Origin of the sequence: Nesterenkonia halotolerans, from assembly GCF_014874065.1 — a bacterium.
Classification (GTDB): Bacteria; Actinomycetota; Actinomycetes; order Actinomycetales; family Micrococcaceae; genus Nesterenkonia; species Nesterenkonia halotolerans.
Map to the genome: position 1 here is coordinate 1 of NZ_JADBEE010000002.1, position 23,727 is coordinate 23,727.

23 protein-coding genes and 3 tRNA genes are annotated in these 23,727 nt (G+C 67.1%); 16 read left to right on the plus strand and 10 right to left on the minus strand.

The window, feature by feature from the left end:
- Nucleotides 1-85 precede the first annotated feature (85 nt).
- From H4W26_RS10125 to H4W26_RS10135, 3 genes are all read left to right on the plus strand, one after another.
- A tRNA-Pro gene (locus H4W26_RS10125) sits at nucleotides 86-159 on the plus strand.
- A gap of 282 nt (nucleotides 160-441) precedes the next feature.
- Entirely contained in the window at nucleotides 442-984 is a 543-nt protein-coding gene (locus H4W26_RS10130) for a hypothetical protein (protein WP_192592129.1), read from the plus strand.
- 14 nt (nucleotides 985-998) lie between these two features.
- Nucleotides 999-1,577: a TetR/AcrR family transcriptional regulator gene (locus tag H4W26_RS10135; RefSeq protein ID WP_192592130.1), complete on the plus strand. Its 579-nt coding sequence runs from the start codon at nucleotides 999-1,001 to the stop codon at nucleotides 1,575-1,577.
- Here H4W26_RS10135 and aceB read toward each other — a convergent pair.
- Nucleotides 1,567-3,168, minus strand: a complete 1,602-nt coding sequence (gene aceB / locus H4W26_RS10140; RefSeq protein ID WP_192592131.1) for a malate synthase A — start codon at nucleotides 3,166-3,168, stop codon at nucleotides 1,567-1,569. The two genes, H4W26_RS10135 and aceB, sit on opposite strands and share 11 nt — an antisense overlap.
- 104 nt (nucleotides 3,169-3,272) lie before the next feature.
- Between aceB and H4W26_RS10145 the strand changes: the two genes are divergently transcribed.
- Complete coding sequence (locus H4W26_RS10145; protein ID WP_192592132.1) at nucleotides 3,273-4,055, plus strand: IclR family transcriptional regulator; 783 nt, start codon at nucleotides 3,273-3,275, stop codon at nucleotides 4,053-4,055.
- Here H4W26_RS10145 and H4W26_RS10150 read toward each other — a convergent pair.
- From H4W26_RS10150 to H4W26_RS10160, 3 genes are read right to left on the minus strand one after another with little or no spacing between them, the layout of a single operon-like run.
- On the minus strand, nucleotides 4,036-5,307 hold the full coding sequence (locus H4W26_RS10150; RefSeq protein WP_192592133.1) for a DUF4032 domain-containing protein: 1,272 nt from the start codon (nucleotides 5,305-5,307) through the stop codon (nucleotides 4,036-4,038). The two genes, H4W26_RS10145 and H4W26_RS10150, sit on opposite strands and share 20 nt — an antisense overlap.
- A gap of 9 nt (nucleotides 5,308-5,316) precedes the next feature.
- Nucleotides 5,317-6,108, minus strand: coding sequence for a trehalose-phosphatase (gene otsB / locus H4W26_RS10155; RefSeq protein ID WP_192592134.1), 792 nt, complete (start codon nucleotides 6,106-6,108; stop codon nucleotides 5,317-5,319).
- A gap of 3 nt (nucleotides 6,109-6,111) precedes the next feature.
- Nucleotides 6,112-7,647, minus strand: coding sequence for an alpha,alpha-trehalose-phosphate synthase (UDP-forming) (locus tag H4W26_RS10160; RefSeq protein ID WP_192592135.1), 1,536 nt, complete (start codon nucleotides 7,645-7,647; stop codon nucleotides 6,112-6,114).
- A 187-nt stretch (nucleotides 7,648-7,834) separates the two neighbouring features.
- Between H4W26_RS10160 and H4W26_RS10165 the strand changes: the two genes are divergently transcribed.
- The 3 genes from H4W26_RS10165 to H4W26_RS10175 all read left to right on the plus strand — a co-directional run bounded on the left by H4W26_RS10165 (nucleotide 7,835) and on the right by H4W26_RS10175 (nucleotide 10,541).
- Nucleotides 7,835-8,686, plus strand: a complete 852-nt coding sequence (locus H4W26_RS10165; RefSeq protein WP_192592136.1) for a DsbA family protein — start codon at nucleotides 7,835-7,837, stop codon at nucleotides 8,684-8,686.
- A gap of 53 nt (nucleotides 8,687-8,739) precedes the next feature.
- Nucleotides 8,740-8,812 (plus strand) — tRNA-Thr (locus tag H4W26_RS10170).
- Nucleotides 8,813-8,885: 73 nt separating this feature from the next.
- Nucleotides 8,886-10,541 carry an MDR family MFS transporter gene (locus H4W26_RS10175; protein WP_318779855.1) on the plus strand — a complete coding sequence of 552 codons (1,656 nt, stop codon included), beginning with the start codon at nucleotides 8,886-8,888 and terminating at the stop codon, nucleotides 10,539-10,541.
- A gap of 140 nt (nucleotides 10,542-10,681) precedes the next feature.
- On the opposite strand, the gene H4W26_RS10180 is transcribed toward H4W26_RS10175, so the two are convergent.
- Both H4W26_RS10180 and H4W26_RS10185 read right to left on the minus strand, forming a co-directional pair.
- On the minus strand, nucleotides 10,682-10,987 hold the full coding sequence (locus H4W26_RS10180) for an AzlD domain-containing protein (RefSeq protein ID WP_192592137.1): 306 nt from the start codon (nucleotides 10,985-10,987) through the stop codon (nucleotides 10,682-10,684).
- Nucleotides 10,984-11,694, minus strand: a complete 711-nt coding sequence (locus H4W26_RS10185; protein WP_318779856.1) for an AzlC family ABC transporter permease — start codon at nucleotides 11,692-11,694, stop codon at nucleotides 10,984-10,986. Before H4W26_RS10185 ends, H4W26_RS10180 begins: the two co-directional genes overlap by 4 nt.
- A gap of 120 nt (nucleotides 11,695-11,814) precedes the next feature.
- Here H4W26_RS10185 and H4W26_RS10190 point away from each other — a divergent pair, with 120 nt between their 5' ends.
- From H4W26_RS10190 to H4W26_RS10200, 3 genes are all read left to right on the plus strand, one after another.
- A complete protein-coding gene (locus H4W26_RS10190) occupies nucleotides 11,815-12,513 on the plus strand; it encodes an NAD(P)H-binding protein (protein ID WP_192592138.1) in 699 nt (232 codons plus the stop codon).
- Nucleotides 12,514-12,575: 62 nt separating this feature from the next.
- A tRNA-Val gene (locus H4W26_RS10195) sits at nucleotides 12,576-12,649 on the plus strand.
- A 99-nt stretch (nucleotides 12,650-12,748) separates the two neighbouring features.
- Nucleotides 12,749-14,800 carry a threonine/serine exporter family protein gene (locus H4W26_RS10200; protein WP_192592139.1) on the plus strand — a complete coding sequence of 684 codons (2,052 nt, stop codon included), beginning with the start codon at nucleotides 12,749-12,751 and terminating at the stop codon, nucleotides 14,798-14,800.
- Nucleotides 14,801-14,840: 40 nt separating this feature from the next.
- Here H4W26_RS10200 and H4W26_RS10205 read toward each other — a convergent pair whose 3' ends face one another.
- Nucleotides 14,841-15,548 (minus strand): uracil-DNA glycosylase, encoded by a 708-nt coding sequence (locus H4W26_RS10205; RefSeq protein WP_192592140.1) that lies wholly within the window; start codon nucleotides 15,546-15,548, stop codon nucleotides 14,841-14,843.
- Nucleotides 15,549-15,649: 101 nt separating this feature from the next.
- Here H4W26_RS10205 and H4W26_RS10210 point away from each other — a divergent pair, with 101 nt between their 5' ends.
- The 3 genes from H4W26_RS10210 (at nucleotide 15,650) to H4W26_RS10220 (ending at nucleotide 17,394) form a co-directional block, all read left to right on the plus strand.
- Nucleotides 15,650-15,883, plus strand: coding sequence for a DUF3263 domain-containing protein (locus H4W26_RS10210; RefSeq protein WP_192592141.1), 234 nt, complete (start codon nucleotides 15,650-15,652; stop codon nucleotides 15,881-15,883).
- An 85-nt stretch (nucleotides 15,884-15,968) separates the two neighbouring features.
- Complete coding sequence (locus tag H4W26_RS10215) at nucleotides 15,969-16,601, plus strand: LytR C-terminal domain-containing protein (RefSeq protein ID WP_192592142.1); 633 nt, start codon at nucleotides 15,969-15,971, stop codon at nucleotides 16,599-16,601.
- Nucleotides 16,602-16,620: 19 nt separating this feature from the next.
- Nucleotides 16,621-17,394, plus strand: coding sequence for an SDR family NAD(P)-dependent oxidoreductase (locus tag H4W26_RS10220; RefSeq protein WP_192592143.1), 774 nt, complete (start codon nucleotides 16,621-16,623; stop codon nucleotides 17,392-17,394).
- 167 nt (nucleotides 17,395-17,561) lie between these two features.
- Here the strand turns inward: H4W26_RS10220 and H4W26_RS10225 are convergent, their stop codons facing one another.
- The 3 genes from H4W26_RS10225 to H4W26_RS10235 all read right to left on the minus strand — a co-directional run bounded on the left by H4W26_RS10225 (nucleotide 17,562) and on the right by H4W26_RS10235 (nucleotide 21,317).
- Nucleotides 17,562-19,019 (minus strand): benzaldehyde dehydrogenase, encoded by a 1,458-nt coding sequence (locus tag H4W26_RS10225; protein WP_192592144.1) that lies wholly within the window; start codon nucleotides 19,017-19,019, stop codon nucleotides 17,562-17,564.
- A gap of 87 nt (nucleotides 19,020-19,106) precedes the next feature.
- Nucleotides 19,107-20,381 (minus strand): 4-hydroxybenzoate 3-monooxygenase, encoded by a 1,275-nt coding sequence (locus tag H4W26_RS10230; RefSeq protein WP_192592145.1) that lies wholly within the window; start codon nucleotides 20,379-20,381, stop codon nucleotides 19,107-19,109.
- 174 nt (nucleotides 20,382-20,555) lie between these two features.
- Nucleotides 20,556-21,317, minus strand: a complete 762-nt coding sequence (locus tag H4W26_RS10235; RefSeq protein WP_192592146.1) for an IclR family transcriptional regulator — start codon at nucleotides 21,315-21,317, stop codon at nucleotides 20,556-20,558.
- Nucleotides 21,318-21,463: 146 nt separating this feature from the next.
- Here H4W26_RS10235 and H4W26_RS10240 point away from each other — a divergent pair, with 146 nt between their 5' ends.
- The 3 genes from H4W26_RS10240 to pcaG all read left to right on the plus strand — a co-directional run bounded on the left by H4W26_RS10240 (nucleotide 21,464) and on the right by pcaG (nucleotide 23,723).
- Nucleotides 21,464-22,207, plus strand: a complete 744-nt coding sequence (locus H4W26_RS10240; RefSeq protein ID WP_225939995.1) for an IclR family transcriptional regulator — start codon at nucleotides 21,464-21,466, stop codon at nucleotides 22,205-22,207.
- 134 nt (nucleotides 22,208-22,341) lie between these two features.
- A complete protein-coding gene (pcaH, locus tag H4W26_RS10245) occupies nucleotides 22,342-23,139 on the plus strand; it encodes a protocatechuate 3,4-dioxygenase subunit beta (RefSeq protein WP_192592147.1) in 798 nt (265 codons plus the stop codon).
- 2 nt (nucleotides 23,140-23,141) lie between these two features.
- Complete coding sequence (gene pcaG / locus H4W26_RS10250) at nucleotides 23,142-23,723, plus strand: protocatechuate 3,4-dioxygenase subunit alpha (RefSeq protein ID WP_192592148.1); 582 nt, start codon at nucleotides 23,142-23,144, stop codon at nucleotides 23,721-23,723.
- Nucleotides 23,724-23,727 lie beyond the last annotated feature (4 nt).

The window sequence follows — 23,727 nt, forward strand, 5'->3', positions numbered from 1 at the left end:
GATGGCGTTTTGCTCGTCGTCGGTGTTCTTGGATAGGATGAATTTCTGCGTGTGGCAATCGGAAACGGCTCTGCTCGCAGATCCACGGGGTGTGGCGCAGCTTGGTAGCGCGCGTCGTTCGGGACGACGAGGTCGCAGGTTCAAATCCTGTCACCCCGACCGTGGTGCCGCCCGGGTCGCAAGACCAAGTGGTACGAAGAAGGGCCTGGCTCCGTCACGACGGAGTCGGGCCCTTTTTTTATGCAGGAGCCCCGTGGCAGGTTCCGTGCAGGGGGTGTCCACGACAGCGGGATATCCTAGAGTCACCAGCAGCATTGTCAGGAGGTCATCATCGGCGCTGAACTTTCCGGCCGGGGGCAGAACAACCCCGGCTCGTCACAGGTGCGCCTTGGCCTCACCCTCCTGGCTTTCCTGCTCGGGTTCGGACTTATGCTGCTGGTCATGCTTCCCAACCTCTGGGCGCTGCTGGCTGGAGCCGTGGTCGGCGGCGTCGCCGCTGCCGGCACCTATGGCACATTGGCGGGCAGAGAGCAGTCACGGCTGCGCCGGTCCGAGCAGCTCAACGAAGATCAGGAGCGTCTGAGGTCCGAACTCGCCTCCATCGACCAGACTGTGCGCAGCCGCTCGGCGCAGCTGCCACCCTCCACGCAGGGCCAGCTGCGGATGATGGTGGTCGGACTCGAGGACATCGTGGACCGCTGGGATTCGCTGGCCCGTTATCCCGAGCATCACGACGCGGTCAACCGCACCATCAAGCGACACCTGCCGCGGACGCTCGAGCTCTTCCTGGCGCTGCCGGACAGCGATAAACCTCGCCACGCAGCCGAATTCAAGGCCCAGATAGGACTTCTCGCCGGCGGCGTGGCGAAGACCCGGGACACCGTGGTCTCCAAGAACCTGCAGGCGCTGCAGACCAACCGGTGGTTGATCGAGGAGTCCCTCGTCGACCCGGACGAGAAGCTCTTCCGAGACAACGGGCTCTAGGTCCTGACGCTCACGTGTCACTCTCCCCGGCGCTGATCACCGAGACAGCTCGATCCCTGCTGATCCGATACGGGCTTCCCGATGTCTCGATGCGGCGTCTGGCCAAGGAACTCGGTGTCGCTCCCGGCGCCTTGTACTACCACGTCTCCAGCAAGCAGGTGCTGCTGACTCAGGTCGCTCAGGAGATCCTGGCTCCGCTGCGGGCAGAGGCCGCCGATGCCAGGACACTCATGCTCCGGCTCCGGGAGCTGATGCTGCCCCTCCGAGACTCTGGGGATCTCCTGCTGCTTGCCTACGCACTGGACCCTCGGCTTCCCCCGGCCCATGTGCTGCCCGCTCAGCTGCGTGCTCAAGGCTGGAGCGAGGCTGAGGCCTCGCGCACCACGGCCGCGGTGATGCGGTTTGCCCTGGGAGCCATCGCGACCGAGCAGAACCAGCGACTCCTCGATGCGGAGCAGGACACCGCAGTTCAGAACACCGCAGACCAGAACCCCGGTGAGGCAGCCGACGAGGACCCCCTGGCCGTGGAGGCAGAGCAGATCTATCTCCACGGCCTGGAGGTCCTGCTGGCCAGGCCTTCACTCAGGGCATGAGCTCGTAGGCGGGGAGCGTGAGGAAGTCGATGTACTCCTCGTCGAGCACCAACGCTCGCACCACACCCGCAGCCGGCTCGAAATAGTCGCTGAAGGTCTGCTCGTCGTCGATCTCAGTCCGCAGTCGTGCCACTTCCTCATCGAGCAGCGATGCGGCCAGCTCCGCAGTGACGCGGACCCCCGAGTCCGCAGTGACGGTGCCGTTATGGATCTGCTGCCAGACCTGGGAGCGGGAGATCTCGGCGGTGGCGGCATCCTCCATCAGATTGTGGATGGCCACAGCCCCGTTGCCGGAGAGCCAGATCGCGGTGTAGTACACCGCGACGTAGAGGTTCATCCGAACACCTGCCTCGGTGACATCGCCCTCAGCAGCTGCCACGTCCAGCAGATCAGCAGCGCTGACGTTGACATCATCGCGCTGACGCTGCAGCTGGTTCGGGGCCTCCTGCAGCACCGCGTTAAACTCCGCGCGGCAGAGATCGACGAGATCGGGATGGGCCACCCACGAGCCGTCGAACCCATCTGCAGCTTCCCGCGACTTGTCGGCGCGCACCTTCTCGATCGCTTGCGCCGTGACTTCGGGCTCCCGCCGGTTGGGGATGAACGCGGCCATGCCGCCCATCGCGAAGGCGCCGCGCTTATGGCAGGTCTTGACGAGCAGTTCGGTGTAGGCACGCATGAACGGCTGGGTCATCGAGACCTGCGCTCGATCCGGCAGCACGAACTTCTCACCCGAGGCCCGGAAATACTTGATCATCGAGAACAGGTAGTCCCACCGTCCGGCGTTGAGACCCGAGGCGTGGTCGCGCAGCTCATAGAGGATCTCCTCCATATGGAATGCAGCGGGCAGCGTCTCGATCAGCACGGTGGCGCGCACGGTGCCGTGGTCTATGCCGAGGGACTTCTCGGCGAAGCTGAAGACCTGGTCCCACAGCCGGGCCTCCGCGTAGTGTTCCAGCTTCGGGAGATAGTAGAAGGGCCCCAGCCCCTGATCCGAGAGGGTTCGCGCGTTGTGGAAGAAGTGCAGCCCGAAGTCCACGAGAGCGCCGACGGCGGGGCGTCCGTCGATCTCGATGTGCTTCTCCGGAAGGTGCCACCCGCGCGGACGCACGACGACCGTCGGGGTCTCGATGTCCTCTCGGATCGAGTAGCTCTTGCCTTCGGCGGAGGTGAACGCGAGCGTCCCCGCGGCGGCTCCGGCGAGGTTGCGCTGCGCGTCGATGACGTTGAACCAGTTCGGGGCGAGCGCATCTTCGAGGCAGGCCAGCCACACCTTCGCGCCCGAGTTCAGCGCGTTGATCGCCATCTTGGCCGGGGCCGTGGGTCCGGTGATCTCTACCCGACGGTCCTGCAGCGCGGCCGGGTGATCGGCGACCGTCCATGCGGATTCACGCACCTGGCGGGTTTCGGTCGGGAAGTCCACCGTGCCCGTGTGGGCCGCCTCTTCCTGTGCTGAGCGGCGATTCTGAAGAAGCTGGTCCCGCGTCGTGGCGAAATGCCGGTGAAGCTCCTCGAGGAAGGCAAGGGCCTCCTCGGTCAGTATCGCCTCGACGCCGGGAACCTCATAGGGGGCGTGGACCGTGATGCTCATGCGCTGCTCCTTTGCAGTGATGAAGATTCTGGCGAGGAGGCCGCTCCGCCGGATCGAAGGAAGCGGCCTCGTCACCACTATTCCTATGGCATAGAGTTCGCATCATGGAAGCAGAAGTCCGGGATGCGGACTCGCAACGAGTTCAAGTGGTGGAACGCGCCTTCACGCTGCTGCATGTTCTCGCCGACGCCGGCGGTGCGGCCACGGCAGGAGAGCTCAAGACGGCTTCCCGCCTGGCGGGCCCCACGGTCCACCGTCTGCTGCATACGTTGATCGGCTTGGGCATGGTCCACCAGCTGGCTGACCGCCGCTATGCCCTGGGCGCCAACCTCGTTCCGCTCGGCGAATCCGCGACCCGCCAGCTGGGCGGGCCCGCGGTCCCGCAGATGCAGGCCCTGGTGGCCGAACTCGGCGAGAGCGTGAACCTCGCGGCCATGGAGTCGGAGATGATCGTCTACATCGGCCAGGTGCCCTCGCCGCACACGATGCGGATGTTCACCGAAGTCGGACGCCGGGCCCATCTCCACTCCACCGGGGTGGGCAAGGCGCTGCTGGCGGGGCTTGAACCAGCGAGAGTGCGGGAGATCCTCCTCGCCACCGGGATGCCCGCGCTGACCGAGAAGACCCTGACCCGTCCGCAGGCGCTGCTGGACCAGCTGCCGCGGATCGCCGCCCAGGGCTATGCGCTCGATGACGAAGAGCAGGAGATGGGGGTGCGCTGCCTCGCCGTCGTCGTGCCGCAGGGACCCACGCCGATGGGGCTGTCCGTCTCCGGGCCCACGGGCCGCATGGATGACGGCTTCGTCCGCCATGCAGTGCCGCTGATGCGCCGCACCGCTGCGGAGATCGGTCGCCGGCTGAGCAGGCTCAGTCCTCGTCCCTGGTAGGACGGCCCAACTGATCGATGACGTCCCCTGGCGGATCGATCATCAAGGTGGCTTCATCACGCAGCCCCTTGAGCTCCTCGTCGATGAAGGAGGGCAGCGCCTGATCAAGACTGACATCGCGATGCTCACGCTCCGAGAGCTGCCAGCGATGATCGATGAGCTGGTGCATGATCTCGGCCGGTTCGAGCTTGTTGCGCAGCTCCTTCGGGATCTTGCCGATGAGCGGCTGAAAGACCTCCTGGGTCCACATATGGGCCGCGATCGCCTCGTCTCCGTGGGGATCGGTCTGCGCACGGTAGGCGTCGATCGCGCCGAGCAGCCTGCGCGCCTGGTTCTCCTGGACGTCGAGCCCGGTGAGATTCATCAGGCGCCGCTGGTGGTGCCCAGGGTCCACGACCTTGGGCCGAAGCAGCAGCTTGGAGTCCTCACGCTTGGAGCGGATGTCGTACTCCTCGACGTCGAAGCCCAGCTCGTTGAGCCGACGGATCCGCTCCTCGATCAGCCACTGCTGATCCGGGTTGAACGCCGTGTCCCCGGTGAGCTCCTGCCACAGCCCGCGGTAGGCGTCGATGAACTGGTGCGAGGTGGCCACCGGATCGACATCCTCATCGACCATCCCGCCTTCCATGAGGTCCATGAGCTCTCCGGCGATGTTGACCTGGGCGACGTCGAGATCGTACTCGCGCTGCCCGGTGGAGAGCTTGGGGTGGATCTCGCCGGTCTCCGCGTCCACCAGGTAGGCGGCGAACTGTCCCGCATCGCGACGGAAGAGCGTGTTCGACAGGGAGACGTCGCCCCAGTAGAACCCGATCAGGTGCAGCTCCACCATCAGCAGCGCCTGTGCGTGGATGAGCCGCAGCAGGGTCTCCTTGCGCATCATCTGGTTGAAGACCGCGCGGTAGGGAAGGGAGAACCGGAGATGCCTGGTCACCAGTGCTGGGGAGAGCTCTTCGCCCTCCGGGGTGGACCGGCCGGTGACCTCCGCGACCGGCTTCACGCACGGCGCCCCGAGCTTGCCGAGCTGACGCAGCATCCGGTACTCATGCCGGGCGGCGCGTTCGGAGGTCTCCTTGATCGCGATCACCGAGCCGCCCAGATAGGCGAAGCGGACGATGTGTCGGGAGATGCCCCGCGGGAGAGCGGCGATGACATCTTCGGGCCAGTCCTCCAGGGGTACCTGCCAGGGCAGGTCCAGCAGCTCCTGTGGAATGGTTCCTGAGGCGGTCAGTCCGAGACCGGGGACAGTCGACATGGGTGATCCTTAAGAGTCCGGGCGTGCTTCCTGGCTGTGACCGGCGCGCCGGTCGGCGATGAGCCTGAGAACAGCGGCGAGGTCCTTGGGTGCAGCGATGCGGTGTGCCGCGGCGGTGTCGCCCTCGCCGACCTTGATGCCGACGTCCTCTGCCTCCAGCACCGCGAAGCCCTGTTCATCTGTGACGTCGTCGCCGGCGAACAGCACGGCGTCGGGGGAGGTGTGCTCACGCAGATCCGTGATCCCCTCGCCCTTGGTCGCGAGCACGACGACGGACTCGAGAACCTTCTTGCCGTTCTTCAGGTAGGCGCCGTCCACCAGGGACAGGGCGGCGCGTCCGTGCTCCAGGACGTGCTCGGCGAGCTCCTCGCCGTCGACGTTGCGCACATGCAGTGCGGCGCCCGCCGGCTTGTGCTCCACCCAGGCGCCCTCAGCGTCTGCGGCCACCTCGGTGAGGGTGTCGATGATCTGCCCGCGGGCCATCTGTTCAGTGGTGCTGAGCTCGAGTCCTGGGGCGTCTCCGCCGAGATCCTTCTCTGCACCGTGGGAGCCGATCAGCAGCACGCCCTCGGGCGGGGAGGCGAGCTCGCGCAGCGTGTCCAGGGAGCGTCCGGACACGTACGCGAGATCGACGCCGTCCAGAGCTGCCAGCGCCTCGATGGCCCGGGCATTCTCTGGGACCGGACGTGCATCGGCGGCGACCGAGGTCAGCTCCGCCACGCAGCCGTCGAAGTCCAGCGCGATCAGGATCTTGGCGTGGTCAGCGAAGCGCTCCAGCGCCGTGGTCAGTGACTGGTCCACTGTTCAGCCCTTCACCGCAGCGGCACCGGTGAGCTCAGCGAGCCGGTCCAGGAAGTCCGTGGCCCAGCGGCGCACGTCATGGTGGACGACCTGTCGGCGAAGATTCTCCATCCGCGCACTGGCATCGGCGCTGTCCATCGTGGTGGCGCGAAGGATCGCGGCTTTGAGCTCGTCCACATCATGGGGGTTGATCAGCAGCGCCTGGCGGAGCTGATCCGCGGCGCCGGTGAACTCGGAAAGCACCAGCACGCCGTCGTCGCCGCGCCGGGCCGCCACGTACTCCTTGGCCACCAGGTTCATGCCATCGCGCAGGGCGGTGACCAGCATGACATCAGCGGCGAGGTAGAGCGCGACCATCTCTTCGATCGGGTAGGAGTGGTGCAGGTACCTGATCGCGGGGTGGGAGAGCGTGTCGAACTCGCCGCTGATCCGGCCCACGGTGCGTTCGATCTCTTCCTTCAGCAGCCGGTAGCTCTCCACGCCTTCGCGGGAGGGGCTGGCCACCTGGACCAGGCAGACCTGGCCCACTGTCAGCGAACCGTTCTGCAGCAGCTCCTCGTAGGCCTTCATTCGGTGCCGGATGCCCTTGGTGTAGTCCAGCCGGTCCACGCCGAGCAGCAGCGTCTCCGGGTTGCCGAGCTCCTCGCGGATCTCTCGGGCACGGGAGATGATGTCCTCGCGCTTGGCCAGCGCGGTGATGGTGGCGGTGTCGATGGAGATCGGGAACTCCTTGGCCTCCACGATCCGCGCGGCGCCGCTGGCGGGGGCGACCAGGGACTTGACGGCGGTGCCGCGGTCCGCGTCGGCGTTGAAACCGGCCAGCGGTGACCCGTGGTCGGGGGCGTCCGTCTGCAGCGGGACGTGGATCATCTCGTCCTCGACGTAATAGCCCATTCGGTTGTGCACAGCGCGTCGGAAGTTGGACGCGTCCGAGGCGCGCTGGAACCCGATCAGGTCGGCGCCGAGCAGCCCGCGCAACACTGAGTGGCGCCAGGGCAGCTGGGCGAAGAGCCCCGGGGGAGGAAACGGGATGTGGTTGAAGAAGCCGATGGTGAGGTCCGGGCGCAGGTCGCGCAGCATCGCCGGGACCATCTGCAGCTGGTAGTCCTGCACCCACACGGTGGCCGACTGGGCGGCGACCTTCGCGGTGTACTCGGCGAAGCGCTGGTTCACCCTGCGGTAGGCCTCGAACCAGTGACGGTGAAAGTCCGGACGGGCGATCACGTCGTGATAGAGCGGCCACAGGGTGCCGTTGGAGAATCCTTCGTAATAATCCTCGACGTCGTCACTGCTCAACGGCACCGGAACGAGGTGCATGTCGCCGTGGTCGAAGGGCTGGATCTCGTCATCTGCGGCGCCATGCCACCCGACCCACGCGCCTTCAGACTGCTCCATCAAGGGGGCCAGAGCCGTGACGAGCCCGCCGGGGGAGCGTTCCCAGCCCGTGGTCCCGTCCTCATGGGTCACGTGGTTGACGGCCAGACGGTTGGCCACCACCACGAAGTCATAGCCGTTCCCGTTCTCAGTGCTCTCTGACAAAGTGGCACACCTTCCATGCGTGGCTCAAGACACCCCCTGACGGCAGTGATGCCGCATTACGACCCTATACCCTGGTAAGGATCCAGACCCTGTATCTTGATCACTGCCCCATCTCGATCACAGCCTCACCGTGATCACTGTCCAGGCACCTGGGCAGACATGATTCCCATCAGTAACCGGAGAGACCATGGCCCGCAGCCCAGAGACCTCGAACAACGCCAGCGCACGCGATAAGGCGCGCAAGATGCAGCAGGAGCAGGAGCGCAAGCAGAAGCTCACCTCCGTGCTGCTGCGAGTCGGTGTGGTGGTGGTCGCGCTCGCCGTCGTCATCGGCCTGACCATCTTCGTGATGAACCGGGACGACTCCGGTCCGGCAGCAAGTGAAGGCCCTGCCCCCGCGGCCGCCAACGAGCAGGGCGGCTTCACGCTGACCTCCTCCACCGAACTCGCCGAGGGCGATGACCTGGGCCAGATCGACGCCGCCGCCGTCGAGGACCCGGAATCAGACATGCCCCCCGGCGTGACCGAGCGGGCCGAGGGCGAAGTGCCCCACATCATCATCTACAGCGACGCCTACTGCATCCACTGCGCGAACTTCGAGGCTGAGCACGCCGAGCAGCTGAAGGAGTGGCTGGATGACGGCCTGGTCACGGTGGAATACCGCTCGATCGCCTACCTGGGCTCCTCCACGAACTACCCGGCGCGCGCGGCCAATGCCTTCGCGTGCATGGCAGAGGAGGCGCCGGAGAGCTACAGCGACTACGTCGCCCAGGTGACGGCCAACCGGGTGAACAACGATGAGATCTCCAATGAGGGTCTCGCCGAGCTGGCAAGCGACACCTACGACGCCGACATCTCCCAGTGCGTGGAGGACGGCACCTACCGCGCGTTCGCGAGCTACACCACGAGCAACGCCCAGGCCGCCGGCATCGAAGGCACCCCGAGCGTCTTCGTCGATGAGGTCTCCTGGGCCGACTCGGAGCGCCCCTTCCGTGAACTTGTCGAAGAACACATCGAGGAATATCAGTCGGAGAACTGACGTTCACGAACTGATACCATCGGTGACTGGCGCCCCGCCCTGCGGGGCGCCCTGCCTCCTTAGCTCAGCTGGTAGAGCAGCTGTCTTGTAAACAGCAGGTCGTCGGTTCGAACCCGGCAGGGGGCTCTCAAAACCCCAGAGTGGTATCACCCTTAGTGGTGCCCCACTCTGGGGTTCTTTAGTGTTCTATGGAGGATCAGTGACAACTTCACCGAAAAGCGCCGCGCCGCAGAAATCGGCTCCGCGCGCAGCAGCACCACCGAGCGACGACGGCCGGCTCCCGGCCAGCGACAAGCTCACCATCGGGGCGCTGCTGGTCTCGACCTTCGTGATGATCCTCAACGAGACCCTCATGAACGTGGCGCTGCAGCCCCTCATGGAGGAGTTTCAGGTCTCTGAGCCCACCATTCAGTGGCTCACCACCGCCTTCATGCTCACCCTGGCCACCGTGATTCCGATCACGGGCTTCCTGATGCAGCGCTACAGCCTGCGCGGCGTCTTCACGGTGGCCATGGGCCTGTTCATCCTCGGCACCGCGCTGGCCGCGGCCGCACCGGGGTTCGAGGTCCTTCTTGCAGGACGCGTGGTCCAGGCCAGCGGCACTGCGATCATGCTGCCGCTGATGATGACCACGGTGCTGACTCTGGTGCCGCTGCATCGGCGCGGCGTGGTGATGGGAAATATCTCCATCGTCATCTCAGTGGCACCCGCCACCGGTCCGGCACTCTCCGGTCTGATCCTGCATGTCGCGGAATGGCGCTGGCTGTTCCTGATGATTCTGCCGATCGCTGTCATCGCGCTGTTCCTCGGTCGCCCACGGCTGAACAAGGACGCCGGCACCAAGGGCAAGAGCCTGTCCATCCCCTCGCTGCTGCTGGCAGTCCCCGGCTTCGGCGGCGTGGTCTACGGCATCAGCCAGATCGGCGGCGGACACGGCACCCAGGAGGTCTCCGCAGACGCAGCTCCGGGCGTGGACCCGGTGGCCATCGGCGTGCTCGTCGTGGGTGTCATCTGCCTGACCGCGTTCGCGCTGCTGCAGGTCAAGCTGCAGAAGTCCGACTCAGCGCTGCTGAACCTGAAGCCCTTCGCGTTCACCATGTACACCCGTGCTCTGGGCATGATGCTGCTGATGATGATCGCCCTCTTCGGAGCGCTCATCCTGCTGCCGCTGTTCCTGCAGACCGTCCGCGGTCTGGACACTCTGCAGACCGGCCTCATCATGCTGCCGGGCGGCCTGCTGATGGCGCTGATGGCGCCGTTCGTGGGACGCCTCTATGACCGCGTGGGTCCGAAGCCGCTGGTCATCCCGGGTGCTTCGATCCTGATCCTGGCGCTTCTGGGCATGAGCATGCTCTCGCCGACCAGCCCGGTGCCGATGGTCCTGGGACTGCACCTCTTCCTCTCCAGCGGACTGGCCCTGCTCTTCACCCCCGCGTTCACCACCGCGCTGAACCCGCTGCCGAAGGCGCTGTACTCCCACGGCACCGCTGCGCTGAACACGCTGCAGCAGCTCGCCGCCGCCATCGGCACGGCGGCTCTCGTGGCGGCCGTCGGTCTGGGAACCGCCGCTGCGGTGAACTCCGGGATGGATCCCGACGCGGCCGCCGTGGAAGGCTTCCGGGTGGCGTTCCGACTCGCCGCCGCGCTCAGCGTCGGCACGCTCATCCTGGGTGCCACCCTGCGCGCGACCCCGGCGGACGCGAACGAATCGCAGAAGTCCGGCGAGACTGCGAACGGCGAGACTGCCACAGACGAGGCAGGAGCCGGTGACGCCGAGCTCAGCGACGCGGAGTTGAAGGACACCGACGTCGAAGACCGGGCGCAGGCCCAGGCAGGGTCCAGCAACCAGTCCTGAACGTCTGCCGATCGCTCACGAGCGATCGGTCCCCTCGAGCCCCGCATGGTCTGCTTTCGCAGATGGTGCGGGGTTCGAGTCGTTCTCTGCCGCATCGGCCCAGGGAGTGACGCCCGATCAGCCGAGGGTGCGAAGCCCACTCAGCCCAGAGCGCGGATTCCGGCCGCCGTGGCAGCCCCGACGAGGACCACCACGATGAACGGAGCTCGCAGCAGCAGCGCCGCCGCGGCCGCCAGCAGTGCGCCGAGCCGAGCATCGATCACCACCGTCTGCTCAGCGGAGAAGGTGTTCATCGCCACCAGGGCCGCAAGCAGACCAATGGTCAACATGGCGGAGACCCGTCCCACCGCGGGATGCCTCAGCCAGCTCTGCGGGACCAGATAGCCCAGCAGCTTGGTCGCGTACACCGCGGCGCAGGCCGCCAAAACCCATAGCCACAGACTCATGCTCCCCGCTCCTTCGATGCGACGCCCCAGATCACGGCGACGACGGCGGCCGCCAGCACCGGAATCCCGGGGGCCAGCAGCGGCATGGTCAGCGTGGTGATCAGCGCGGCCAGCACGGCCAGCGCCCAGGAGTCCAGGGACTTCAGCCGGGGCCACAGCAGAGCCAGAAAGGCCGCCACCACCGCGCCGTCGAGGCCCAGCGCCTCTGGATCCGCGATCACATCTCCCAGCAGTGCTCCCAGCACTGTGGCCAGATTCCAGAACAGGTAGCACGCTATCCCGGCGCCCCAGAATCCTCGCCGCTGCTCCAGTGGGTTCTCTGCCGACATGGCCACGGCGGCAGACTCATCGATGGTGATCTGCGCAGCGGCCAATCTCTTGAAGCCCTTGGGATTCAACAGGGCTTTCATCTGCACCGCGTAGATGGTGTTGCGCCCACTGAGCAGGGTTGAGGCTCCCAGGGCCGCCGCGCCGGTGCCGCCGGAGGCGAGAATGCCGATGAACGCGAACTGCGAGGCGCCGCTGAACAGCAGCGCGGAGAGCGCCACGGTCTGCCACAGGGACATCCCGGCGGCAGTGGAGAGTGCCCCGAAGGAGATGCCGTAGAGCGAGATGGCCGTCGCGATGGACAGACCCATGCGCAGAGCAGGGGAGTGTCGCAGGGGTGTTCGCCGATCGGCGCTGGCTGGCGAGGGCGGGGCTGGCACGGAAGCCAGTCTAAGGAATAGTGGGCACGCTGAAGTGTTATGAGGGGAGAACCGCACGGGAGCACCAACACCCTGCGGACCCGATTGGATCAGGTCACCCTGACACCGAAGGAGAACCTCATGGCTGAATCACAGCGCGTCGTCATCATCGGCGGCCACGGCAAGATCGCTCTGCTTGCCGCCCCCAAGCTCGTCGCCGCCGGCTTCACGGTGGACTCTCTCATCCGTGACCCGGATCAGTCCGCCGATGTCACCGAGGCAGGGGCCACACCGCGGGTCCTCGACATCGAGTCGGCCGAGACCAGCGAGATGGCCGAAGCCTTCGCCGGCGCCCACGCCGTCGTCTTCGCCGCCGGCGCCGGTGGCGGAAACCCCGCCCGGACCAAGGCCGTGGACCAGGAGGCGGCCGTGCGCAGCATGGACGCCGCCGTCCAGGCCGGAGTCTCCCGCTACGTGATGGTCTCGTATGCCCGGAGCCAGACCGACATCGACTCCGTGGACCCGACGAGCTCCTTCTACCCCTATGCGCTGGCCAAGCACCAGGCCGACAACCACCTGCGCGCCAGCACCCTGGACTACACGATCCTCGGCCCCGGAGCCCTGACTCTGGAAACCGGCAGCGGGAAGATCAACGTGCTGGATCCGGCGAAGGCCGGAGAGCTCATGTCCGAAGAGGGTGCCTCCGTGGACACCTCCCGGGAGAATGTCGCCCAGGTCATCACCGAAACGCTGGCCAGCGGCTCCGCCGTGCGCGAGACGGTGAACTTCCTGGACGGTGAAACCCCCATCTCGGAGGCGCTGACCTCGGTTTCGTCCTGAGACTCAACCGGTGGTAACCTTTTGAAGCACTTGAACGCGGTTCTCCGCGCGCGGGTGCTTCAGGATCTGTAGCTCAGTTGGTTAGAGCGCTCGCCTCACACGCGAGAGGTCGATGGTTCGAGTCCATTCAGATCCACTTTCTTCGCCTGTACTCCAGGCACCATCACTCACACACCTCAAGGCCCGGGCTTCTGCCAGGGTCCTTTTGTGGTTATGTTGCTTGCGAGGAGGGTTCGTGGCACCGGAACACAGCGATCGGCACTCCACAGGGGAGTACGTCGCCGAGGCGATCGACCCCGTGCGCACCGAGCCCACCGCAGACGTCACCCACATCCCGGTGGTCCACTCCACCCAGGAGATCCTCGACGAGACCCCGACCGGTTTCGTGCAGACCCTGCGCAGCTCCTTCGCGTCCTCCTGGAACGCCTCGGCCGAGGCGGAGGCGGCACTGGAATGGGAGGAGTACGACGCCGACGCGGTAGCCCGATCCGCCGCGGTGGACGAGAATGAATCCGCCCGGCACGAGTACGTCGCGGATCCGAGCTTCGAACAGTCCTACACGACGCCGCGGGAGTCCAGCGAGGTCACGGATCACTACGCCTTCCCGATCACCGGTGACTGGCAGCAGACCGACGCGCTCGGTCCGCAGATTCCCACCGGCCCGCAGGAGACGACGACCTCCTGGGCGCACCGCGTGGAGCAGTCCCAGGAGCCTCCCGCCTCTGGCCTGATCAGCCTGCCGCACAGCGCCCCCGGCGCTCCGCTGCGGCAGTCGCCGATGAGCCACTCTCCGAAGCGTGGCCCGCTGCTGCGACCCTCCTGGCTGAAGGGACGTCGAGAGGCGTCCCGGGGCAAGGATTTCGACCCCAGCGTCTTTGATCGGAAGCCCCGCTCCCCGCAGGTGCTGCGCCGGATCATGCAGGCCGAGCGCGCTGCGACCGGCTTCGTGCCGATCGTCGACCGTCTCGCGGGCACGCCCTACGCCAATCCCTACCAGCCCGATCAGCAGGTGGAGACCGACGAGCTCGCCACGATCGCCTTCGTGCTGGACCTCGGTGAGGCGCTCTTCCGCTTCGGCGCCGGCGCGCTGGAGGTGGAGACCTCCATCATCGCGGTCACCGCCGCGTTCGGGATGAAGAACACCGACGCCGACATCACCAACCAGTCGATCAGTCTGAACTGGGCCCCCGAGGGCAAGATCCCGTACTCCCGGGTGCGCGTGGTGCGTTCCTGGTCGAACAACTTCCGGGCACTCGCCTCGGTGCACCAGCTGGTCACCGACATCATCGCTGGCCGTCTGACCCGCGGAGATGCTGAGGATCGCCTGCGGGAGATCACCCGCGAGCCCAAACCGTACCCGCGCTGGATGGTCACCCTCTGCGGCGCGATCTTCGCCAGCTTCTTCGCCGCCTTCCTGGGTGCACCGATCCTCGACGCCGCGATGGGCTTCGCCGCGACGATCCTGGTGCTCTGGACCGTGCGGCAGCTCGCGAGCTGGCGTGTGCCGGAGTACTTCGGCCTGGCCGCCGGAGGGTTCGTCGCCACCTCGTTCGCGATGGGGGCGTTCGCGATGGACTTGCCGATCCGACCTTCCATGGTGGTCGCCGGCGGGCTGATGATCCTGCTGCCTTCGGCCCGGATCGTCTCCGCGATCCAGGACGGCATCAATGGGTTCCCCATCACGGCCGCCGGACGCCTGACCTCCTCGATGATCGCCTTCGCCGGGATGACCTCGGGGATCATGGCGGCTGTGGTGATCGCGAACCTGCTCGGCGCACCACCTATCGAGGTGGCGGTGGGTCTGACGCGGATCTATCACCCCACGGTTCTCGTGGCACTGGTCTTCCTCGCGGCCATCGCTGCGGCGGTGGTGGAGCAGGCGAGCTGGCGGATGCTGCTGCCCATCGGCGCGGTCTCCGCGCTCGGCTTCTCTGCGTTCTATGCGGCGGAGCTCATCGGCCTGGGGGAGCGCATCACACCGGTCTTCGGCGCCGTGGTGGTCGGAGGTCTCGGTCGGATCCTCGCGCTGCGCATGGGCTCTCCGCAGCTGGTCGTCGCCGTGCCGGCGATGATGTTCATGCTGCCCGGGCTGATGGTCTTCCGCGGGATGTACGCCATCGCCATGGACTCCACCACGGACGCCATGATGGGCGGACTCACCGAGCTGTTCAACGCGCTGATCATCATCATGGCGATCGCCGCCGGGATCGTGCTCGGCGATGTCTTGATGAGGCCGCTGACCGCGGGGCTGCAGTCTCACGAGCGGGCGCGCACGCGCCGTCGTTGACCAGGGCCCGCTGATCCGCCACGGACAGATTCGGGCTCCTTCAGTCGGCGTGGCGCGCCGCGCCGAGCCGCCAGTCCACCGGGGCGGCCCCCAGCTGCTCGAGGGCCTGATTGGCGCGCGAGAACGGCCGGGAGTCGAAGAATCCTCGCCGCGCTGAGAGCGGAGACGGGTGCGGGCTCGTGATGACCGCCGTATGCGCTCCGCTGTTGAGCAGCGGCTCCATGGTGCGGGCGTCTGCGCCCCAGAGGATCGAGACCAGCGGGGTGCCGCGATCCACCAGAGCCTGCAGGGCCGCGGCGGTGATCGGTTCCCAGCCGATGCGGCGGTGAGAACCAGCAGAGCCCGCCGCCACGGTGAGCACGCGATTGAGCATCAGCACCCCCTGCTGTGCCCAGGCCGTGAGGTCGCCGTGGCTGCTGCGCGGAATGCCGAGGTCGTTCTCGAGCTCGGTGAAGATGTTGCCCAGGCTGCGCGGCAGCGGACGGACCTGCGGGGCCACGGCGAAGGACATGCCGATGGCGTGGCCGGGAGTCGGGTAGGGGTCCTGGCCGAGGATGACGACTTTGACCTCCGCGAAGGGCTGGCGGAAGGCGCGCAGGATCAGATCTGCGGGAGGGAGCACGTGCTCCCCGGAGGCCCTGCGGGTGGTCAGCTCATCCCGCACGGCATCGAATCGACTCGATTCGGCGGCGAAGGCCTGCTGCCATCCGGGTTCCAGCGGGGCCACCAGGTCTGAGGAGAGTTCCATCCACCCCACTGTAGAGAGTTGACCGGGTTGAACACACCGTCGCACCGCCATCCCCCGATATTCCAGGAATGCCTGACGCCCCGCCGTAGGATGACGGGGAGATGATTTCAGAGCAGGAGAAGAAGATACTCGGGCTGGAGCGCCAGTGGTGGAAGTACGCAGGCGCGAAGGACGAGGCCATCACCGAGCAGCTGGCGATGTCTGCCGTCGCGTACTATCAGGCGCTGAACCGGCTGATCGACACCGAGGCAGCCCTTGCCCACGACCCGATGCTGGTCAAGCGACTGCGCCGCCAGCGGGAGGCCCGGCATCGTGCTCGCGCCACGCGTCGCTAGTCATGAGCGCCCTGCCTGAAATGGCCAGTCACCGGCTGCGGTCGGCGACACCCAGCACCGCACCCGCACCTTGAGGACAGGATCTATGAGCCAGCACCCACACGATGAGTTCGACGACGTCCCGCCGTATCAGACGGGGGAGGCCGGCAAGCATCGGTCTCCAGGCGCCGCCGGAACGGGCGCGGCAGGCGGCAGCGGCTTCCGCTGGATCGCGCTGCTGGCGGGCTTCGTCCTGCTGGTGGGAGCGTTCGCCTATTTCATCGTGCCGATGCTCACCAGCGCCGATTCCGAGGCGGGTGAGCCCGAGGAGTCGGTGACCGAATCCGGCGAGCCCTCCGCGGAGGAGAGTGCCGAGGGTGAGGACGCCGAAGGGTCAGCCGATGGAGAAGGTGGGGAGGAAGGCGGCGAGGCCGAGGGCCCGCAGCCGGCCACTGACACCGAGACCCCGGTCCAGGTCGCGAACTACCAGGGCATCTCCGGCGGCGCCACGACGATGGGCGAAGAGCTCGAGGGTCTGGATTACAACGTGGTCTGGGAAGGCAACTGGAACTTCGAAGAGCGCGCCGACACCCCCGCCGTGGTCTATCCGGCGGGCGCCGGCGAGGCGGAGATCGCCCAGGCGGAGTCCCTTGCCGAGAACTTCGGCACCGCCGCTCCCGAGGAACACCCCGACGTCAGCTATGTCACGCTGATCATCGGCTCCGAGTACGAGGGCTGATCGCACACAGGAGGTCTGCATGGATCTGTTCGGTGCCAGCGCCGTCGTGACCGGCGGCGCCTCGGGCCTGGGGCATGCCACCGCCCGGGCGCTGGTCGAGGCAGGGGCCCAGGTCGTGGTGGTGGATCTCCCCGATGCCGGAGGCAGTGCGCGTCGCACCGAAGCTGTCGCCTCCATCGGCGAGAACGCAGTCTTCTGGCCGGGCGACGTCACCGAACCAGACACGCTTCGCGACGCCGTCGCCGCGGCCGTCGAGCGCGCCCCGCTGCGAGCCGCGGTGAGCTGCGCCGGAATCGCCGCCCCGGGAAAGCTGGTGGGGCGAACCGGCCCGCTCTCGCACAGCGAGTTCATGAAGGTGCTCTCCGTGAACGTCGGCGGCACCCTCAACCTGATGTCGCACGCGGCGGAGGCGATGCGAGGCAACGCCCCTTCGGGCGGGGACCGCGGCGTCCTGATCAACACCGCCTCCGTGGCAGCCTTCGAGGGCCAGATCGGTCAGATCTCCTACGCCGCCTCCAAGGGCGCCGTCGCCTCCATGACGCTTCCGGCCGCCCGCGAGCTTGCCGGTGATGGAATACGCGTGGTCGCCATCGCCCCGGGTCTCTTCGAGACCCCGATGCTCGCGGGGCTGCCGGAGAAGGCCCGGGAGTCGCTGCTGGCCAAGGCGCTGCACCCGGCGCGGCTGGGCAAGCCCGAGGACTTCGCCGAGCTGGTCATGGCGATCCTTGCCAACCCGATGCTCAATGGGGAGACCATCAGGCTCGACGGCGCGGTCCGCCTCGAGCCCAGGTAGGGCCATCCCCAAGGAGCCTGACCGCGGTGCCTGACCGCTGTGACGGCCCGTGCTGTGCTGACCTGGCTGCGCCTGTGACCTGGATTCGCCGGCTCGCGGAGTGCTGGGGGGAGCGCGGTGTTCCCGCGCTCCCCCCCAGCACCCGTCCCTGCTGCCTCAGGTGTGGCCTAGAACGGGTACGGCGCGATCTCCGGGCGCAGCGTGAGCCACTGCAGCTCGGTGAAGGATTCCATATTCGCCTGGTGCCCGCCCACGCGGGTGCCGTTCCCGGAATCTCCGAAACCGCCGAAGGGTGCATTGGCCTCGTCGGAGATGGTCTGCTCGTTGATGTGGATCTTCCCTGAGCGGACACGGTCAGCGATCTTCATGGCTTCCCCGACCTCACCCAGGATGGACAGGGAGAGCCCATAAGGGCTGGCGTTGGCCAGCTCGACGGCCTCGTCGATGGTGCTGAACTTCATCACGGGCGCGACTGGACCGAAGATCTCCTCGGACCAGGCTGGGCTCTCGGTGGAGAGGTCAGTGAGCACCGTCGGGCGGTAGAAGGGCCCCTCATAGGTGCCGCCTGCCGCGATCCGGCCTCCGCCGAGCACCGATTCCTGGACGATCGAATCGATGCGCTTGAGCTGGTTCTCGTCGATGATCGGGCCCAGCGCGACCTCCTCGGAGGCGGGGTTCCCCACAGGGATCCCCTCCGCCTTCTCCACGAGCCGCTGCACGTACTCCTCATAGATGTCCTCATGCACCAGATGGCGACCGGTGGTCATGCACACCTGGCCCTGATGCATGAAGGAGCCGAAGGCAGCGGCCGAGGCTGCGTGATCCAAGTCAGCATCGGGCAGCACGATCATGGCGTTGTTGCCCCCGAGCTCGAGGTGAGCACGCTTGAGCAGGCGGGCGCAGGCTTCGCCGATGTGCCGGCCGGCTTCGGTCGAGCCGGTGAAGGCGACGACCCTGACCTCGGGCGCCTCGACCACTGCGGTGCCGGTCTCGCGACCGCCCGGCAGCAGCTGCAGCAGCCCGGCAGGCAGGCCAGCCTCCTCGAACACCCGGGCCAGCACGACGCCGCCTGCCACCGAGGTCCGCGGGTCTGGTTTCAGCAGCACCGCGTTGCCCAGCGCCAGGGCGGGAGCCACGGCGCGGATGGAGAGGATCAGTGGAAAGTTGAACGGCGCGATGACAGAGACGACGCCGACCGGGAGCCGACGCGACTGCGACCAGCGGGCCTCATTGGTGGCCAGCACATCGCCCTGCGGCAGTGACGGGAGGGCCGAGGCCTCATAGCATTCATCTGCGGCGACCATCGTCTCCAGGCCAGCTTTCGGAGGGATGGACCCCGCCTCTCGGACGATCCAGGACTGGATCTCCTCGGCGTGCTCTTCGAAGAGCTGACCGGCCCGGCGCAGCACCGCCGCTCGTTCCCGCGGAGTCTTTGCCGACCATTCCCGCTGCGCCTCGGCGGCCTGGGTCGCGGCGGTCAGCACATCTTCACGCGACGCAGTGGCCACACTGCCCAGCGTCTCACCGGTGGCCGCCTCGATCACGGTATAGCTGGTGTCACTGCCCGCTCGCCAGCCGTTGATATAGAGCTTGCCGTCCCATGTCTCTGGGTCCAAGAGCTTCATCGGTCTCTCCCTCTTCTCGTTGAATGCTTCGAAGGTCGTCACTGGTGAATCACCGCAGCCTGTGCGGCTGCGGCATGGCTTCGGGGGTCAGTCACCCCAGCCGGTGTAGGAATCGGCGAAGTAGGCCTGTCCATGGACAGAGTCGGTGATGGCGTCGAACTCGCCGCGTCGACGCTTATGGGTGAACGGATTCTCCTCAGGCTGCCGATGCAACAGGTTGGTGGCCCAGTAGGAGAAGTTCTGCGCCTTCCAGACCCGGTCCAGGGCCGTCCGGGAGTACCGCCGCAGCGGCTCCGGAGTCTCGACCGCAGCGCTTGACCCCTGTGCTCCCGATATACTGGCAGGCTCTTGGCCGACGCCATCGGCCTGGGTGACGGCCTGGGCGCGCAGCCCGGTGAAGAACTCCTCGACCCGGGGAACGAGTGCCCGCACATCGGCGAAGGCAAGGTTCAGGCCCTTGGCGCCCGTGGGTGGCACGGTATGGCCGGCGTCGCCCGCGAGCACCAGTCGGCCGTGGCTCAGCGGGTCACAGACGTAGGACCTGAAGGGAAGCACCGTCTTCTCGATGATCGGACCGCGTTTGAGCTGGATCTCCCCTTCGACTCCGAGGACCTGCTGGATATGGTCGAAGATCGCCTCCTCGGTCCAGTCCTCCGGATCGGTGTCCGGATCGCACTGGAAGTACATCCGCTGGACCGACTCGTTGCGCTGGGAGATCAGGGCGAAGCCGATCTCGGAGTTCGCATAGATCAGCTCCGGAGCAGTCGGCGGCGCCTCACAGAGGATCCCGAACCACGCGAAGGGGTAGGAGATGAAATGATCCGTGCGGACGTCTTCAGGGATGAGCTTGCGGCACATCGACCTGGAGCCGTCGGTGCCGACGATCAGGTCGGCCTCGATGCTGCGGCGCTGTCCCTGCGCGTCGGTGAAGCGGATTCGTGGGGCAGCAGTGTCGATCCCCTCGACCGCCGTCTCGGTGACCGCCCAGTGGATCTCTCCACCTTCTCGCTGCCAGGCGGTGGCCAGATCGTGGAAGACCTCGTTCTGAGGGTAGAGCCACACCGAGCGGCCCACCAGCGCCTGGAAGTCGATGCGCCGCTGGATGCCGTCGAAGCTGAGCACCGTGCCCTCATGCTCATGGCCATCGGTGAGCACCCGGGAGCCCACCTCGGCCTCCACGAGCATGTTGACCGTGGGAGCCTCGAGGATCCCGGCGCGCTGGGTGTGGCGAATCTGTTCCTGGGTGCGGGTCTCGATGACCACCGCGGTGATGCCGCGACGCTTCAGCAGCAGTGCGGTCATCAGCCCGGCGGGACCTCCACCCACGATCCCCACATCGACCCGCGTCTCGTGCTCGGTCATAGTGCTCCTTCTCGCGACGGCCGCTCGATCCGAGCCGCATGAGCCTCAGTCTCCTCAGCTTATGTGCCCGGCGCCACAGTTATCCCATTGAATGCGAGACGGGCCGTCAGCAGCCGGCTTCGCGAGCGCCACGGCCTCGGGGCGAGCAGGCCCTCGGGGCTGAGCGCGGCCCACCTAGCGGGTGTCGGCTTCGCGGCTGCTGACCTCACGCTGGATGCCCCGGGCGGCGATCTGGAGCATCTGCACCCAGGGCGCGGGGCGGCGGGCGACGTCGTCGTCGTCGGTCACCACCCCCAGTGCGGCGACCACGGAACGGCCACGCTGGCGGATCGGCACCGCCACCCCGGTCACCCCGGGCTCGATCACTCCGGTCTGTGCGCAGTACCCCTGCTGCCGGACGTGCTCGAGACGCTCCTCGGCGATCATCGCGGGGCCTTGTGGGGTCTGCTCGGTATGGTGCGTCCGGTAGAAGGTGCGGAACTCGGCGGAGGCATGAGCCAGCAGCACGATCCCGGTGGCCGAGACATGCAGCGGGAGGCGGCCCGCCACCCCGCCGTGAATGCGTGGCGCCTCCCGGGCGGAGAGTCGATCCACGAAGAGCACCTCGTGGCCTTCGACGACGCCGAGCTGCACGTGCTGGCCCATCACCGCATGCACGTCGGAGAGGTAGGGCCTGGCGCGCACGGCGAGCTTCATCGTCGGGGCCGACCTGTTCGTCATCTCCCACAGCCGGGTGCCGACCATGTATCCCGCGGGCAGCGACTCGAGCCAGCCGAGCTCCGCCATGTCTCGGCAGAGCCGGTGGGCGGTGGCCGGCGGCAGGCCGGTGCGGCGGGAGATCTCTGCCGCGGTGAGCAGGCTGTCCGCTGCTGAGAAGGTGGCGAGCACCCGGTCGAGCCGCGCGAGCACCGAGTCGCCGGTCGGGGAGTTGGCCATGGATCACATGCTAGCCCTCAGCATGCCCCACCCCCTTCCTCCCCGTTGAGCGGCGGATTCTTCGACCATGTGACTGGCCAGAAGGCTCCAGAAGCTCGGAGAATCCGCCGCTCAACGCGGGAGGGGGCGCCGACTAGGCTGGGTCCATGGCTAATTCGCCCAGTGGTGACGCGGTGCTGGACCGCGCGATGCGGCTGCTGGCAGTGCTGGAGACCCGACCCAGTCTTCCCGTCGGTGAGCTCATCGCCGCGGCAGGTCTGCCCAAGACCACCGGCTACCGGCTGGTGCGGCAGATGCGCGGCATGGGGCTGCTCGGCACCTCCGCCTCCGGGGAGCTGGTGCTCGGCCGGCGGCTCTGGGAGATCGCGCAGAGCGCCCCGATCAACCGCACGCTGCGCGCCGCCGCGCTGCCCTTCATGCACGACGTCAACGCGGTGGTGCGCCAGACCACCCAGCTGGCGGTGCTCGACGAGCACGGGGTGCTCATCGTGGAGCGGCTCTCCCGCCATGGGGCGGTGGCCAACCCCGCAGAGGTGGCGACCACGATGCCCGCACAGCTGACCTCGATGGGACATGTGCTGCTCGCTCATTCTCCCGCGCATGTCCTGGAGAACTGGTGGGCACCGCGGCAGGAGCTGATCATCCAGACGCGTCCGGAGCTGCGCCGAGAACTCGCCGAAGCGCGTTCCCGAGGCCACGCGCTGCTGGCAGGGGTGATCAACGAGGAGACGGCCGGAGTCTCGGTCCCGGTGCTTGACGACAAGGGGTACGCGATGGCGGCGCTGACGGTGGTGGTGCCCCGTGATTCGCCGGAGATCCCCCAGTTCCTGATGGCGCTGCAGACCGCGGGTCGTGGGATCAGCCGCGCGATCGAGGGAATGGAGCGCTGAGCGGTGTCCCTGGCATGGGACCATTCAATGGCAATACTGTGGCGGGCGAGGATCGCCGCCACGCACACTGAGTGAGAACCAGATCACACTGCGGCGCACCTGTGCTGCCGGACCCAGCAAGGAGCGAGAGTCCCATGGCTGAAAAGACCACTGACCCGGACGCCGCCGCACTCTCCCAGGAGGAGATCGACGCGGAGATCGCCGCCATCCACGGCGACTATCGAGCCCAGCGCGACGCCGGAGGAGTGGTCGAGACCAACGCCCGGCTGAACTTCCCGCCCTACCGCAGCTCGCTGCTGCGCCACCCGACGAAGTCTCTGCACCACGCGGATCCCGAGGACATCGAGCTGCACAGCCCGGCCTTCGGTCACCGCGACGTCTCCCCGCTGGAAGCTGATCTGACCCTCCAGCACAATGGGGAGCCCATCGGTGAGCGGATCATCGTGACGGGACGGGTCCTCGACGGCGACGGCCGCCCGGTCACCGGCCAGCTGGTGGAGATGTGGCAGGCCAACGCCGCCGGGCGCTATATGCACAAGCGCGATCAGCATCCTGCGCCGCTGGATCCGAACTTCACCGGCGTCGGGCGCGCGCTGACCGGCCCGAACGGAGAGTACAGCTTCACCACGATCAAGCCCGCGCCGTATCCGTGGAAGAACCACCACAACGCCTGGCGCTCGGCGCACATCCACTTCTCACTCTTCGGCACCGACTTCACCCAACGCATCGTGACCCAGATGTACTTCCCCGGGGACCCGATCTTCGATCTGGACCCGATCTACCAGTCCATCACCGACCAGGCCGCCCGCGATCGCCTGGTCGCCACCTATGATCACTCGGTCTCTCAGCATGAATGGAACACCGGCTACCGTTGGGACATCGTGCTCTCCGGGAGCAACCGCACCTGGGCCGAAGAGGATGAGGAGCATTGAGCATGAAACTGACCCCTACCCCCGGCCAGACCGTAGGCCCCTTCTTCGGGTATGCGCTGCCCTTCGCCGGCGGCGAGGACCTGGTCGACCGCACGCACCCCGATGCTGTGCGACTTCATGGCACCGTCTATGACGGCGACGGCGTGCCCGTCCCGGACGCGATCGTGGAGCTCTGGCAGCCTGACCAGCGTGGCGTCATCCCTCAAGAGCCAGGTTCCCTGCACCGCGACGGCTACACCTTCACCGGGTGGGGCCGCGCCGCAGTGGATGCCACCGGCCACTACTCCTTCACCACGATGGAGCCCGGCAGCACCGGTGACGGCGTCGCGCCATATTTCCTGCTGACGGTCTTCGCCCGCGGGCTCATGGACCGACTGTTCACCCGTGCCTACCTCCCCGAGGCCGCCGCCGCGGTGGACCAGGACCGGCTGCTGAGCTCCGTGTCCGAGGAGCGCCGCGGTACGCTTCTGGCCACCCGCGACGCCGACGGCGGCCTGCGCTTCGACATCCACCTGCAGGGAGAGCTCGAGACCGTCTTCCTCACCTACCCCAACACCCCGCAGTTCACCGGCCCCCAGGGGTGACCGA

Bases quoted from the DNA above. Each gene is read 5' to 3' on its own strand.
- pcaH (WP_192592147.1), top strand. From the start codon at position 22,342: ATGGCTGAAAAGACCACTGACCCGGACGCCGCCGCACTCTCCCAGGAG.
- H4W26_RS10165 (WP_192592136.1), top strand. From the start codon at position 7,835: ATGGCCCGCAGCCCAGAGACCTCGAACAACGCCAGCGCACGCGATAAG.
- aceB (WP_192592131.1), bottom strand. From the start codon at position 3,168: ATGAGCATCACGGTCCACGCCCCCTATGAGGTTCCCGGCGTCGAGGCG.
- H4W26_RS10145 (WP_192592132.1), top strand. From the start codon at position 3,273: ATGGAAGCAGAAGTCCGGGATGCGGACTCGCAACGAGTTCAAGTGGTG.
- H4W26_RS10215 (WP_192592142.1), top strand. From the start codon at position 15,969: ATGAGCCAGCACCCACACGATGAGTTCGACGACGTCCCGCCGTATCAG.
- H4W26_RS10220 (WP_192592143.1), top strand. From the start codon at position 16,621: ATGGATCTGTTCGGTGCCAGCGCCGTCGTGACCGGCGGCGCCTCGGGC.
- H4W26_RS10210 (WP_192592141.1), top strand. From the start codon at position 15,650: ATGATTTCAGAGCAGGAGAAGAAGATACTCGGGCTGGAGCGCCAGTGG.
- H4W26_RS10230 (WP_192592145.1), bottom strand. From the start codon at position 20,381: ATGACCGAGCACGAGACGCGGGTCGATGTGGGGATCGTGGGTGGAGGT.
- H4W26_RS10235 (WP_192592146.1), bottom strand. From the start codon at position 21,317: ATGGCCAACTCCCCGACCGGCGACTCGGTGCTCGCGCGGCTCGACCGG.
- H4W26_RS10225 (WP_192592144.1), bottom strand. From the start codon at position 19,019: ATGAAGCTCTTGGACCCAGAGACATGGGACGGCAAGCTCTATATCAAC.
- H4W26_RS10130 (WP_192592129.1), top strand. From the start codon at position 442: ATGCTTCCCAACCTCTGGGCGCTGCTGGCTGGAGCCGTGGTCGGCGGC.
- H4W26_RS10205 (WP_192592140.1), bottom strand. From the start codon at position 15,548: ATGGAACTCTCCTCAGACCTGGTGGCCCCGCTGGAACCCGGATGGCAG.
- pcaG (WP_192592148.1), top strand. From the start codon at position 23,142: ATGAAACTGACCCCTACCCCCGGCCAGACCGTAGGCCCCTTCTTCGGG.
- H4W26_RS10240 (WP_225939995.1), top strand. From the start codon at position 21,464: ATGGCTAATTCGCCCAGTGGTGACGCGGTGCTGGACCGCGCGATGCGG.
- H4W26_RS10180 (WP_192592137.1), bottom strand. From the start codon at position 10,987: ATGAGTCTGTGGCTATGGGTTTTGGCGGCCTGCGCCGCGGTGTACGCG.
- H4W26_RS10150 (WP_192592133.1), bottom strand. From the start codon at position 5,307: ATGTCGACTGTCCCCGGTCTCGGACTGACCGCCTCAGGAACCATTCCA.
- H4W26_RS10190 (WP_192592138.1), top strand. From the start codon at position 11,815: ATGGCTGAATCACAGCGCGTCGTCATCATCGGCGGCCACGGCAAGATC.